The organism is Lacticaseibacillus zhaodongensis, assembly GCF_009687905.1.
In the GTDB taxonomy this organism is placed as follows: domain Bacteria; phylum Bacillota; class Bacilli; order Lactobacillales; family Lactobacillaceae; genus Lacticaseibacillus; species Lacticaseibacillus zhaodongensis.
Genome location: NZ_BLBG01000024.1, coordinates 18,191 through 30,890, shown reverse-complemented (window position 1 = coordinate 30,890; position 12,700 = coordinate 18,191). Strand labels below are relative to the sequence as shown.

At 50.5% G+C, this 12,700-nt stretch carries 17 protein-coding genes and 1 other annotated feature; all 17 genes read right to left on the bottom strand.

What is annotated here, in order from left to right; genetic code table 11:
• Nucleotides 1-106: 106 nt before the first annotated feature.
• The 17 genes from GN107_RS10495 to cysS all read right to left on the bottom strand — a co-directional run bounded on the left by GN107_RS10495 (nucleotide 107) and on the right by cysS (nucleotide 12,083).
• Complete coding sequence (locus GN107_RS10495; RefSeq protein ID WP_155287788.1) at nucleotides 107-763, bottom strand: amino acid ABC transporter permease; 657 nt, start codon at nucleotides 761-763, stop codon at nucleotides 107-109.
• A 17-nt stretch (nucleotides 764-780) separates the two neighbouring features.
• Nucleotides 781-1,425, bottom strand: a complete 645-nt coding sequence (locus GN107_RS10490; RefSeq protein WP_155287789.1) for an amino acid ABC transporter permease — start codon at nucleotides 1,423-1,425, stop codon at nucleotides 781-783.
• Nucleotides 1,426-2,250, bottom strand: coding sequence for a transporter substrate-binding domain-containing protein (locus tag GN107_RS10485; protein ID WP_155287790.1), 825 nt, complete (start codon nucleotides 2,248-2,250; stop codon nucleotides 1,426-1,428).
• A gap of 14 nt (nucleotides 2,251-2,264) precedes the next feature.
• Entirely contained in the window at nucleotides 2,265-3,002 is a 738-nt protein-coding gene (locus tag GN107_RS10480; protein ID WP_155287791.1) for an amino acid ABC transporter ATP-binding protein, read from the bottom strand.
• Nucleotides 3,003-3,074: 72 nt separating this feature from the next.
• Nucleotides 3,075-3,896, bottom strand: coding sequence for a DUF6681 family protein (locus GN107_RS10475; protein WP_155287792.1), 822 nt, complete (start codon nucleotides 3,894-3,896; stop codon nucleotides 3,075-3,077).
• Between the two features lie 15 nt (nucleotides 3,897-3,911).
• The gene (locus GN107_RS10470) at nucleotides 3,912-4,415 is read right to left on the bottom strand and encodes a hypothetical protein (protein ID WP_155287793.1); all 504 of its coding nucleotides are present in this window, start codon (nucleotides 4,413-4,415) and stop codon (nucleotides 3,912-3,914) included.
• A gap of 239 nt (nucleotides 4,416-4,654) precedes the next feature.
• Entirely contained in the window at nucleotides 4,655-5,023 is a 369-nt protein-coding gene (rplL, locus tag GN107_RS10465) for a 50S ribosomal protein L7/L12 (RefSeq protein WP_155287794.1), read from the bottom strand.
• A gap of 68 nt (nucleotides 5,024-5,091) precedes the next feature.
• Nucleotides 5,092-5,595, bottom strand: coding sequence for a 50S ribosomal protein L10 (gene rplJ / locus GN107_RS10460; RefSeq protein ID WP_155287795.1), 504 nt, complete (start codon nucleotides 5,593-5,595; stop codon nucleotides 5,092-5,094).
• Between the two features lie 45 nt (nucleotides 5,596-5,640).
• Nucleotides 5,641-5,762: a sequence feature (ribosomal protein L10 leader region), on the bottom strand.
• A gap of 100 nt (nucleotides 5,763-5,862) precedes the next feature.
• Nucleotides 5,863-6,552 carry a 50S ribosomal protein L1 gene (gene rplA / locus GN107_RS10455; RefSeq protein WP_155287796.1) on the bottom strand — a complete coding sequence of 230 codons (690 nt, stop codon included), beginning with the start codon at nucleotides 6,550-6,552 and terminating at the stop codon, nucleotides 5,863-5,865.
• A 91-nt stretch (nucleotides 6,553-6,643) separates the two neighbouring features.
• Nucleotides 6,644-7,069 carry a 50S ribosomal protein L11 gene (gene rplK, locus GN107_RS10450; protein ID WP_155287797.1) on the bottom strand — a complete coding sequence of 142 codons (426 nt, stop codon included), beginning with the start codon at nucleotides 7,067-7,069 and terminating at the stop codon, nucleotides 6,644-6,646.
• Nucleotides 7,070-7,369: 300 nt separating this feature from the next.
• Nucleotides 7,370-7,912 (bottom strand): transcription termination/antitermination protein NusG, encoded by a 543-nt coding sequence (gene nusG / locus GN107_RS10445; protein ID WP_196246328.1) that lies wholly within the window; start codon nucleotides 7,910-7,912, stop codon nucleotides 7,370-7,372.
• Nucleotides 7,913-8,127: 215 nt separating this feature from the next.
• Entirely contained in the window at nucleotides 8,128-8,301 is a 174-nt protein-coding gene (secE, locus tag GN107_RS10440; protein WP_155287798.1) for a preprotein translocase subunit SecE, read from the bottom strand.
• Between the two features lie 21 nt (nucleotides 8,302-8,322).
• Nucleotides 8,323-8,472, bottom strand: a complete 150-nt coding sequence (gene rpmG / locus GN107_RS10435) for a 50S ribosomal protein L33 (RefSeq protein ID WP_155287799.1) — start codon at nucleotides 8,470-8,472, stop codon at nucleotides 8,323-8,325.
• Between the two features lie 73 nt (nucleotides 8,473-8,545).
• Nucleotides 8,546-9,094, bottom strand: a complete 549-nt coding sequence (locus GN107_RS10430; protein WP_155287800.1) for a sigma factor — start codon at nucleotides 9,092-9,094, stop codon at nucleotides 8,546-8,548.
• Between the two features lie 283 nt (nucleotides 9,095-9,377).
• A complete protein-coding gene (gene rlmB / locus GN107_RS10425) occupies nucleotides 9,378-10,127 on the bottom strand; it encodes a 23S rRNA (guanosine(2251)-2'-O)-methyltransferase RlmB (RefSeq protein ID WP_155287821.1) in 750 nt (249 codons plus the stop codon).
• Nucleotides 10,128-10,260: 133 nt separating this feature from the next.
• On the bottom strand, nucleotides 10,261-10,680 hold the full coding sequence (locus GN107_RS10420; RefSeq protein ID WP_155287801.1) for a Mini-ribonuclease 3: 420 nt from the start codon (nucleotides 10,678-10,680) through the stop codon (nucleotides 10,261-10,263).
• Nucleotides 10,677-12,083, bottom strand: a complete 1,407-nt coding sequence (gene cysS, locus GN107_RS10415) for a cysteine--tRNA ligase (RefSeq protein WP_155287802.1) — start codon at nucleotides 12,081-12,083, stop codon at nucleotides 10,677-10,679. Before cysS ends, GN107_RS10420 begins: the two co-directional genes overlap by 4 nt.
• Nucleotides 12,084-12,700 lie beyond the last annotated feature (617 nt).

Genomic DNA, 12,700 nt, shown 5'->3' with positions numbered 1-12,700 from the left:
CAGAAAGGGCGCCATGAAGGAAATCCGAAGATTTCCTCCATGGCGCCTACTTAACGTGGGGTTATGTCACAACCCCTATCAGTTTTGTAATTGGTGAAGTTAAGTTCTAAATCGCGAGCCGCTTTGCCAGGATCCGTGATGCCACGGACAACAGGTAGTTCACGACGAAGTACAGGACGGCCAGCGCGACGTACATTGGAATCATGTAGTTAACGTTCTGCCCGTATATCAGCTGCGCGTTGAAGGTCACTTCTGGCAGCAAGATGATGGTTGCAAGACTCGTGTCCTTGATCAGACTGATGAACTGGCTAACGATTGGCGGAATCATTTTGCGCAAAGCTTGCGGCAAAATGATGTTCGTCATCGCCTGCCGGTACGTCATCCCGTTAGACCGAGCCGCCTCCATCTGGCCTTTTGGCACGGCCTTGATCCCGGACCGGACGATTTCGGCAATCATCGCGGCTTCGAAGATGCTCAGGGCGATGATGGTCGCGGACACGGCGTTGAGCCGAATCCCCATCTCGGGCAAGCCGAAGTAGACGAAGAAAAGCATCAGGATGAGCGGCAGGTTCCGAATGATGTCAATGACGAAACCGATAACCGGAGAGACCACCTTGATATTCACATAGCGAATGATACCCAAGATGATGCCCAAAATGAAGCTCACGATGATTGAGACAACGGAAACCTCCAAGGTGATCATGAAGCCCTCAAGGAGGTAGTGCACGTTAACCCATGATAGTGCATCGATAAATGATTTCATATCGTGTGTCCTCCTTTCTAGGCCGCATCCCACCGCTTCTCAAGGTACCGCATGAAGTAAGACAGCGGCAGTGTGAGAATCAGGTAGAAAATTCCAACGACAATGTAGGAGTCAAACGTATTCAGGGTCGCCGCGGCAATCAGCTTGCCTTGGTACATCAGGTCAAAGCCAGAAACAAAGGCGAGGACTGATGAGTTCTTGACCAAGTTGATGAACTGGTTACCCATTGGTGGCACGATGACCTTGACGGCTTGTGGAAAGACGATTTGGGTCATGGCCTGACCGTAAGTCATGCCGACACTGCGCGCGCCCTCCATTTGCCCCTTGGCGATGGCTTCGATCCCAGCACGGACCGTTTCAGCAATGAACGCACTGGTGTAAATCGTCAGACCGATCGTCCCGGCAGCAAACCCGGTAATTGGCAGAACATACTTTGGAATAACAACGTAGAAGAACATCGTGATGACCAGCAGGGGAATGTTCCGCACAACTTCAACGTAGACACGGCCGACAGCGTGCACCCACTTGATTGGGCTGATTTCCATCAGTGCAAAGGCCGTGCCCAGAATCGTGGAGAAAATCAGCGCGATAACGGAACATTCAATGGTCGTCAGGAAGCCTGTTCCCAGGACTCCCCAGTTAGAGTTAAGGATATCAAACATCTACTTGACCTCCTTCACGTTAAACCCAGGCACATCGCCAAACCATTTGTTGGCGATTTTGTCGTATTCCCCGTTTTCCTTCAGCTTGCTAAGTGCTTCGTTGATGGAGCGGCGGAACGCGTGTTGCCCCTTGTTAACGGCAATCCCGTATGGTTCCTTTGTGTAGGTGCCACCGACAACGCGGTAGTCCTTGTCCTGCAGCGACATCCCATATAGAATCCCGTTATCAGTTGATAGTGCATCCCCCTGTCCTGACTTCAGGGCAGTGAATGCAGATGCGTAGTCGCCTAGCTGGAGCACCTTAGTTTGTGGCGCCGCAGCCTTGACTTCAGGCCCGTAAGTGGAGCCCTGAACAACGATTACCTTGGTACCCTTCTTCAAGTCCTTGACGCTCTTGATTGGGCTACCCTTTTTGACCAGCAGTGAACCACCAGCCTTAAAGTAGATGTTCGAGAAATCGACCTGCTTTTCCCGGTCAGGCGTGATCGTCATGGTCGCGATGATGGCGTCGATATTCCCCGCCTTGAGCAGCGGCATCCGCGTATCACTAGTAACCTGCACGAACTTAGCCTTCCCCTTAGGTCCCAGAATCTCCTTGGTGATTGCTTTAGCAAGGTCCACATCAAAACCCTGAATCTTACCAGTCTTAATGTTCATCAGGCCGAACAGGTTAGTGTCCGCCTTGACCCCCCAGATGATAGTGTTCGAATTGCTAGCATCGGTCAACGTGTCCCGGCTAGCAACACTGTTGCCGCAGCCGGCAAGTGTTGTCAGCCCAAGCAGCATCAGCAGTGGGAGTATGAATTTCCATAAACGCTTTTTCATGGCTCATTCCCCCTTTAGTGGTTAATAATCTTGCTAATGAACTCCTTGGCCCGCGGTTCCTTAGGGTTGGCGAAGAAGTCCGCGACGTCGGTACTATCCTCAAGAATCTTGCCGTCCGCCATGAAGACGATTCGGTTCCCCACTTGCTTAGCAAAACCCATTTCGTGGGTAACCACGACCATGGTCATGCCCTGCTTAGCAATTTTGCGCATAACGTCCAGAACGTCACCGATCATTTCGGGGTCCAGGGCTGACGTTGGTTCGTCAAACAGAATTGCCTTCGGATCCATTGCGAGACTACGGGCGATAGCCACCCGCTGTTTCTGCCCCCCAGAAAGCATGCTTGGGAAACTAGCCGCCTTGTCGTCCAGCCCAACCATCTTGAGCAGGTCCATGGCGCGCTCTTCAGCTTCCTTCTTATCCTTCTTCAGAACTAGGCGGGGCCCGAGCGTAACATTATCCAAAACGGTCTTGTTGGCGTAAAGATTGAAGTGCTGGAAGACCATGCCGACATCCTTACGAATCCGGTTCATATCGGTCTTGCTGTCAGCGAGATCCATATCGTTGACCAGCAGTTTCCCGCTGGTGATTGGCTCCAGGCCATTGATAGTCCGCAAGAGCGAGGACTTACCAGAACCTGAAGGACCGATGATCGTAACAACTTCACCGCGATCAATTGTTAAATTAATGTCTTTAAGCGCGTGAAATTTACCATAATACTTTTCCACATCGTGAAACTCAATCATGGACATAAGCACAACCTCCAGATGTATTCATTTTTTAAAGTTTACTGTGAAAGCTAACAAAATGCAAATAAATATTAATTATTGTGCATTTTTGTTCGCATCTACATAAGCTAATTGTGCCTCAATCGTAAAGGGCTCAGTTATTTCCATCAGTCCCGAACGAGCTGGCCGCTTCTGTGGACCCCCGGTCAAAACCACCTGGGCTGCGGCTAATTTATATTGGTTAGCAGCCTGCTCAATTGGCGTTAGCCCGATCGTCTCGACTTCGGCAAGCTCCGTGTAATCAAGACTGTTCATCCCCCCAACGATCACCCACCTGTTATCCAGTGTGTGACGCAATTCGAAAAACGGCAGTGGCAGTGGCGCCCCCATGGCTAAAACTGGAGCCGCTTTCTTTGTCGCGACACGTGCTAAGGTGTTATCGTCTAAACCATGATAATCTAATGTGAGCAAACTTTGGGCCTGCAACGCATCGACCAATTTATCGATGGCTACTTGATTGTTGGCGCTGATTTTGAGGGTCGCGGGAAGAACTTGGTCGTTTGTAAACACCCCGTTGACGGGGCTCTCCGTCTGCGTGTATGCTTCCTCGGCGGCCTTTTTTGCCTTACTGTTCCCACCCAACGCTTTTTCGATGACAGGCGAAATGTCGAACTTTGCCGTCTTATCTGTGAAATAGTAAACAAAGTTCAACACGATGAAGTACAGGAACACCAAAAATAGCAGCAAGAAGGCCAGTCCTTGCAGGCGGAAACCCTTGTAGCGCAAGGCGTTGAGCGCCACGTACAAAATGTAGAAGTTCGCAAGGAAAGCGACGATTGTGAACGCCCGGCCCTTGGGCTTATCCTGAATATTAAAATAATTCAGCAAGCGGTTGATCAAATCTAAAGCTGTTAGCATTGCACTACCCCCTTTTTATTGCTGCGTGTCCGTGCCCGTCTTCGCCGAATCAGACGTCGCGTTGGTCTCAGTCTTCTGACTAGATGAATCAGCAGTCGTTGCGTGCGAACTTTCAGTTGTTGCCGGCGTGGATTCCTTAGTGCTGGATGCAGAGCTGGCTTTAGTTTCAGTTCCGCCCTGTTCTTTCTGCGTGGTCGAGCTGGAGTCAGCGCTGCTACTTTGCGCCTTGTCACTGGCTGCAGAACTGCTTGAGCTAGCATTGCTAGACGAACTGCTGCTCTGATCATTCGGCTTGGGTTTCTTATCGCTAGCACTGGCCGAATCGGCACTGCTGCTGGAACTACTGCTAGCCCCGCCCTGCTTGGCCTGAATGCTCGATATGAGACTGCTCTGCGCCTTTTCACTCTTCGGGGCGCTCTTCGGGTTGACGTTAGTATTGATGACGTTGAAGGCACTGACGAAGAGAATCAACGAAACAATGGCGGTAGGTGACAATAATGGTTGAGTCCGATAAGCCATAAAAAGATCTCCTTTAATTGCGAATGTTCACATGCTCATTATTTTAGTTTTTAAATGTAATTTTTTTATGAATGTATCTGTGACATCTTGAACCTATATTGTCCCACCGATTTCCAAACAAGTGAAGCAATCGTCCCAAGTTTGAGCAAAATGTAAGGACGCGCCGCGCCAGAGATATAAAAAACAGGCCGTAGCCGTCATAATGACGGTTGCGGCCTGTTTGATCAAACGCGTAATAATTACTTGAGAGTAACTGTTGCGCCAACAGCTTCGAGCTGTTCCTTGATCTTGTTTGCTTCGTCTTCGGAAAGGTCTTCCTTAACGTTTGCAGGAGCGCTGTCAACCAGGCCCTTTGCATCCTTAAGGCCAAGGCCAGTGATGCTACGAACTTCCTTGATAACCTTAACCTTTTCCTGACCAGCTTCGGTCAGTTCAACGTTGAAGCTGTCCTTTGCGGCAGCGTCGTCGGCGCCAGCAGCACCAGCGGCTGCAACAGGAGCAGCAGCAGTAACGTTGAATTCGTCTTCGATAGCCTTAACGAGATCGTTCAGTTCAAGGATGCTAGCGTCCTTAAGCTGATCGATAATTGCTTGTGTATCCAATGCCATGATTGGTATCCTCCAATTTTCGATTTAAATAGTTTGTGATAACGACAGGGAACAAAATCAAGCGGCCATTAAGCAGCTGATTCGTCGCCCTTTTCGGCAACAGCCTTGACGGCGTATGCCACGTTGCGAATAGGTGCCTGCAGTACGGAAAGCAGCATTGAAAGCATACCTTCGCGATCTGGCAGACCAGCGAGTTCGTCGAGTTGTTCCAAGGTAGCAACCTTGCCTTCGATGAAACCACCCTTAAGTTCAAGGGCATCGAACTGCTTAGCATACTTCTTGACGATGCGTGCCGGTGCGGCAACATCTTCTTGAGAGAATGCAATGGCTGTAGGGCCAGTGAAAAGCTCGTCGAGACCCTTGTAACCACTAAGGTCAGCGGCCCGGCGCAAGTAGGTGTTCTTGATGACTTCCATCTTGACACCAGCATCGCGGAGTTCCTTACGAAGTGCAGTTACTTCGTCAACGGTCAGACCACGGTAGTTCATAACAACGGCGGAAACCGCGTTGTCGAACTGATCCTTGATCCCATCAACGACTGCTGCCTTCTTAGCAATAATCTCTTTACTCATGTGTTTTTTCACCTCCTGATGTTTGTTCATGGATTTTCTATCTTTTTAAGTATAAAAAAACTCCATGTCCACCAAGACATAGAGGTATCATATGAAGCCCGATACCACCTCGGCAGGATTATTAAGGCTTGCGCCCCCTGAGTCTTAGGCAGAGTTTTTAACACAAGGAGTAGTTTACCAATCTCTAGCGACCCTGTCAACTAAAACCCCTTGAAATACAAAAAAATGCCACCGATGATTATCGGCGACATTCTCTCAACTTATTTCTTAGAACTTGCTGGCGTCAACGTGGACACCAGGGCCGAACGTAGAAGTAAGAGTCAGGGACTTGATGTACGTACCCTTAACAGATGCTGGACGAGCCTTGATCAAGGTTTCGTTCAGAGTCTCAAAGTTTTCGTACAACTTGTCGGTGTCGAAGCTTACCTTACCAACAGGGGCGTGGATAATACCAGCCTTGTCAACACGGTAGGCAACTTGACCAGCCTTGATGTCGTTAACAGCTTTTGCAACGTCCATCGTAACAGTGCCGGTCTTAGGGTTAGGCATCAAGCCTTTAGGTCCAAGGACACGGCCTAAACGACCAACCTTAGCCATCATTGGTGGTGTTGCAACAGCAACATCAAAATCAAGCCAGCCATCCTGGATCTTCTGAACAAGGTCGTCGCCGCCAACAATGTCAGCGCCTGCTTCTTCAGCCTGCTTTGCCTGTTCACCCTGTGCGAAAACAATCACACGGGAAGTCTTACCAGTACCGTTAGGAAGCACAACAGCACCACGAAGCTGCTGGTCTGCCTTCTTAGGGTCCAACTGGAGACGGTATGCTACTTCGACGGTTTCGTCGAACTTAGCAAAACTGATCTTCTTTACGAGTTCCAAAGCTTCCTTTGGGGCGTAAGTCCGGTCAGCATCGACTGCTTTAGCAGCCTCGATGTAGTTCTTACCTTTTTTAGCCATTCTGGGTTTTCCTCCTTGCAAATGTGGTCAACGGGATTCTATCCCTTCCACTTGATTACGACGGTTTTTACCGCCAATCCGGATGCTGGGTCTAGTCTTCGACTGTGAAGCCCATGGACCGAGCAGTCCCTTCAACCATGCGCATAGCAGCTTCAACACTACCAGCGTTAAGGTCTTGCATCTTTGTTTCGGCGATCTGCTGAACCTGCGCCTTGGTTACCTTAGCAACCTTCTTGGTGTTTGGTTCGCCAGAACCGTGTTCAACGCCAGCGGCCTTCTTAAGAAGAACAGCTGCTGGAGGAGTCTTTGTTACGAAATCAAATGAGCGATCCTCATAAACGGTGATAACAACAGGAATCAGCATACCGTTCTGGTCTGCAGTCCGTGCGTTAAAGTCCTTTGTGAAGCCCATGATGTTGATTCCGGCCTGCCCAAGAGCAGGACCTACTGGAGGAGCTGGAGTTGCTTTCCCACCAGGAATCTGAAGTTTAACGATGTTTGCTACTTTTTTAGCCACGAGACATAACCTCCTTGGTCCGTGATGTGGTTAGATGACCACTATTTTTGGTCTCCCACACGTATGCAAAAACATACTGTCTTAATTTAGCATCTTTAGTGGCGATTAGCAAGGGCAGGGAACAGAAATGCACTTGCAAACTCGCAATGCTGTAAAGATACGTTCTATATTATGGTGTCTAGTCGAGCTGCGTGAGGCTGAAGCTTGCGGCTAGCTGGCTTTGAACCTGATGCCTAAGTTCAGGCATCAGGCCCAAAGCCCTCTAGTCCTCAGCTTCAAACCGCCTCACTCCGCTCTGTGTTAAATCTTTGCCGCCTGGTCGAAATCCAGTTCAGCAGCGGTTTCACGGCCGAACATTTCGATGCTAACGCGGAGCTTGTACTTGTCGTGATCAACTTCGGTGACCTTACCGGTTGTACCGGAGAATGCACCGTCAACGATCTTAACAGTTTCGCCCAGTTCGAAGTCAACGTCCGTCTTGTGCGTTTCCATGCCGATTTCGCGAAGAATCTTGTCAATCTCATCTGGCATCAGTGGTGCGGGCTTGCTCCCGGCACCGTGACTGCCGACAAAGCCGGTAACACCCGGTGTGTTCCGCACGACGAACCATGATTCGTCCGTCATTACCATTTCAACAAGGACGTACCCAGGGAAGGTCTTCTCCTTCTCCACCTTGTCTTTACCATTCTTCAGCGTGTGCTGCTCCTCTTCAGGAACGATTACGCGGAAAATGTAGTCATCCATACCCATTGAACTGGCCCGGGATTCAAGGTTAGCTTTAACCTTGTTCTCGTAGCCGGAGTATGTGTGCAGTACGTACCATTGTTTCTCGGATGAGTCCATGATTGATTTCCTTTCGTTTTTGAAAAAATCGCCAAAATAAAAAACCGCCACCAGATGGTGTTGGTCCGTTAATAAGCTAAGTATAACAGATACGCCGATTTAGTAACAGCCTCGTTTTACACGCAGCGCCTTACTTTGCAGCATTTTGGCAAAATTAAATGTCAATAAACAAAAAAAAGCGGCGCAATTACGCGCCACTTAAGCTAATTCAATTGTTAGGCACCGATGAACCGGTCGAGCAATGAAATGATTGCCCAATCGCACAATGCAAAGTAAATGGCGAACAGGATGGAGGTCACAATGACCGTACTGGTGTCCCGCCGTGTTTCTTTTCCGTTAGGCCAAGTAACAAGTTTCATTTCGTCAATGACGCCTTTAATAAACTTCACTTGTATGTTCCCTCCCTCGTGTTAACGTGTTTCGCTGTGGACTGTTACCTTGCCACAATGTTTACAATACTTTTTTAAGGTTAACCGTTCTGTGCGCTTCTTATTTTCCGGAACAAAGTAGTTCCGCTGACCGCACACGCTGCAGGCTAACGCCACTTTTTTTAGACTCATGGCGGTCCTCCTATTTCAATATCCTTAGAATTCTACCATTTAAAGTGGCCCGTGGCAAATGCTGGTAGTGCCGTCAATCACGTTCAGGCGAGAGAAAATCCCGAAACTTGTTGCGTGCGCGGTTGATTGCCCGCTTCTCGCGTGCCGATGCATTCTGATTATTCCGCAGCAACTTCGCGAGTGCGTGCACCTCTAAATCTGACAGCCGGTTGTAGTAATCACTCCACTCTAGCCGAACATCAGCAATCCGCTCAACGTTACCTTCTGGTTGGCTGAGACTGTAGAAATTGTCAATTTCACTGCTGCTGGCTCCAAACAGAATTGCTGTGTTGTACGGCGCCCGTTTCTGCGCCAAGGCACCACGCAAGATGGATGTGAAGTGGGAAATAAGCACCATTTTGTAATAGGAACCGAATTGCGAGCCACCACTGCCATCGTAACGCTTCGCCGCCCGCAACATCGCGATCCGTGCTTCTTGCATCCAGTCATCGTAAGCCATCCCCCGCAGCCCATAATGCCGCAGTCGTGCAAGCACGATCGGCCGATAGATGGTAAAAACCTCTTCGAAAGCATCCGAATCAAACACCGCCCGCTTGATTTGTTCAAGCTCATGCTGTTCCATCACAATCCCCCCATTCGTATAGCCAAAATATACAAGGGGGACTAAGGGCCAAAAATCGAACTAATTCCGATAAATTGTGGAAACATGATGAAAGCGAGTGGCCGAAAGTGAAACGATAATTATATATCCGTATTTTACAGGAATGAACAAGCGGCTTATTTACGATGTCAAACCCGGTAAGCGGATTCACGGTGAATTGGCCCGTTGAATCAATTAGTGCACAAGTTCATTACACTAAATGCAAAAAATGCCCACAAATTGTGGACATCCCGCGAAAATCAACTTATTTTTGTTCCTGGCGGCTAGTAAACGCCTGGTACAAGAGAATCCCAGTGGCAACACTCGCGTTCAAACTTTGGACGTGGCCAACCATCGGAATACTGATGGTTGCATCCATCAGTTTTTGCAGGCCTGGGGAAATCCCCTTGCCTTCATTGCCGATTACCAGACCAATAGCGCCGTGTGCGTCCCACTTGCGGAAGTCTTGGCCTTCCATGGCGGTGCCGAAGATCCAGACGCCGCGTTCCTTAAGGGTCTTGATGGCAGCGGCAAGGTTCGTTACCCGCGCAACGGGCACGTGCTCAATGGCGCCGGTGCTGACCTTGGCCACCGTGCTCGTGAGGCCAACCGCGCGGTGCTTTGGAATAATGATTCCGTGTACCCCAACCGCATCCGCCGTCCGCATGATTGAGCCAAGGTTATGCGGATCTTCAAGGTTATCCAGAATCAGGAAGAATGGCTCCTCATTCTTAGCCGTGGCCGCGTCAAACAGGTCGTCGAGGGTCGCATAACTGTATGGTGACATCGCAAGCATCACGCCTTGATGGTTACCGCGGTCACTGAGCAAGTCCAACTTGTTCTTGGGCACCTGGCTGATCAGGATTTTCTTGTCCTGAGCGGTCTTCACGATGTCGTGAATGGTATCGGAGTTCAGGTCCGACTGTACGAAGAGCTTGTTGATGTTGGCGTTACTGCCAGTTTTCAGTGACTCCTCAACCGCGTGCCGGCCATAGACGAACTCGTTGTCCTCCATCCCGGCTTCGGTCTCAACGTCAGGACGCACGTGGGGTTCGCTGCGGTGGTCCCGCGGCTTGCGCCGGCTGTCGTCTTGCCCGTCGCGTTTGCGTGCTGGCCGCCGTCCCTTGCTGCCGCCGCTCCGCTGATTATTATTCGTGAATTTCGCCATGCCCGGTACCCCCATTTTCTACGTAATCAATACACCACTTGGCGAGTTCATTGACCCGGTCGTGCCGACCCAACAAGTCTAAGCTACCGAACAGCGCCTCAAAACCGGTTGAGACACGGTAAGTCACAACATCCGTGTTCTTGGCATGCGTGTAGCTCTTCGCGTTCCGTCCGTGTTTGAACATGTCCTGCTCCTCATCGCTGAGCAAGCCTTGCTCCGTCATTCCGTCGATAAGCGCTGCCTGCGCCTTGGCGGACACGAAGTTCTTCGCCGTCCGCTGTAATTGAGCCGGCTTAGTCAAGCCCCGACCAAGCAGGTGCCGGCGAATGTAGACTTCGTAAACCGCATCCCCTAAGTACGCGAGGGCGATTCCGTTGAGCTGATTTACCTGAACACTCATGCGCGGCGCCACCTAGTTCCCTGTGCTGTGTCTTCCAAAATAATTCCTTCCGCCGTGAGTTCATCACGGATCTGATCACTCTTTGCAAAATCCTTCGCCGCCCGCGCTGCATTACGCGCCGCAATTTTGGCTTCAACATCTGCATCCAGCAGTTCTGCCTGAGGTGCGGGAATGCCGAAAATTTGCATCCACGCGTCAAAGGCCGTCAACAATGCGGTCACGCTGTCCGCCTTTAACGTGCTTTCCTCACTATATTCATTCATCAGCTTGGCGAGGTCGAACAAAGCTGTCTGCGCGTTGGCAACATTGAAGTCGTCATCCATGGCTGCCGTGAATCGGCCTGTCAGCGTCTCTAGCTGGTCCTGGACCTTGCTGTCCGTTCCTGCCGCCGCGTCCTTGGCCCGGAAGCTGAGGGCCTTACGGGCGATCTGCAGCTTGTTCAGGTTAGTCGCAGCCTCATCAAGGTTCGCCTGCGTGTAGCGAATCGGCTTGCGGTACTGGGTCGTGGCCATGAAGAAACGCAGCACCATCGGGTCAATTTTCTTGATCAAGTCATGAACGGTCACAAAATTGCCTAGGCTCTTGCTCATCTTCTCGTCGTCTTCACCGACCGTTACAAAGCCGTTGTGCATCCAGTAGTTGACGAACTTCTTGCCCGTCTTCGCTTCGCTCTGCGCGATTTCGTTAGTGTGGTGCGGGAACTCGAGGTCCTGACCACCGCCATGAATATCGATTGTATCGCCGAGAAGCTTGGTGCTCATGACCGAGCACTCGATGTGCCAGCCCGGCCGGCCGGGACCAAATGGCGCGTCCCATGAGATTTCACCAGGCTTGGCTGACTTCCACAAGGCAAAGTCCACTGGGTCTTCCTTGCGGGCGGTCTCCGCCTGTTCAGTGTGCTGACTAGCACCAGACCGCAGCTCATCAATGTTTTTATTTGCGAGGGCCCCGTAGTTCTTTGCCTTCCGCGCGCGGAAGTAGACGTCGCCGTCACTTTCATACGCGTAACCCTTGGCAATCAACTGCTGAACAAAGTCAATGATATCAGGAATCATTTCACTTGCCCGCGGGTTAGCGGTCGCTGGTTCAATGCCCAGTGCCTTCGTGTCGGCCATAAAGGCGTCAATAAAGCGCTGTGCCAGTGCTAACGGTTCCTCACCAGTTTTCTTGGCGCCATTGATGATTTTGTCATCAACGTCAGTGAAGTTAGACACGTAAGTTACCTTGTAGCCACTGTATTCAAGATAGCGGCGCACCGTATCAAAAGCAATCGCGGAGCGCGCGTTACCGATGTGAATGTAGTTGTAAACGGTTGGTCCACAGACGTACATGTGCACCTCTCCGGGAACAATCGGCACAAAGTCTTCTTTAGCCCTGCTAAGGGTGTTGTAAATTCTTAACAACACGGGGCCCCCTTTCCTATATAAACATTTTTAATCAATACCGCCTCTCATGATACAAGAATTATGGGAAATGTACCAGCACACAGAGCGGAACGGGACGTCTAGAAGCTGAGCATTTGCGTACACCGAGAGAAATGCCGGGGTTTGGCATTACTCCCGGGGTGTGCAAAGCGCAAGCTTCTGTCCCGTGTAGCTCGACTATGCACAGAGCGGAGTGAGGCGGTTTGAAACTGAGCATTAACGTACTCGGTAACAAATGCTGGGGTTTAAGCATTTGTTACCGAGTGTGTTAAGCGCAGGTTTCAGCCTCACGTAGCTCGACTATGCACAGAGCGGAGCCCAGCGGTCAGAGGCTGAGCATTAACGGACTCTGGGCTAAATGCCTGGGCTTTGGCATTTTGACCAGAGTGGGTTAAGCGCAAGCTTTTGCGGGGCGCAGCTCGACTACACACAGAGCGAAACGAGGCGGTTTGAAGCTGAGGACTAACCACAGCCGGGACAATCTTCAGCCCACATTTACACGACCGTTACAAACCGCTTACAACACATTTACACTAACTTCATTGCGAGTACGCCGTGGCTAGTCCAAAATGGAAGTGGTGAATATTTTGGAGAGT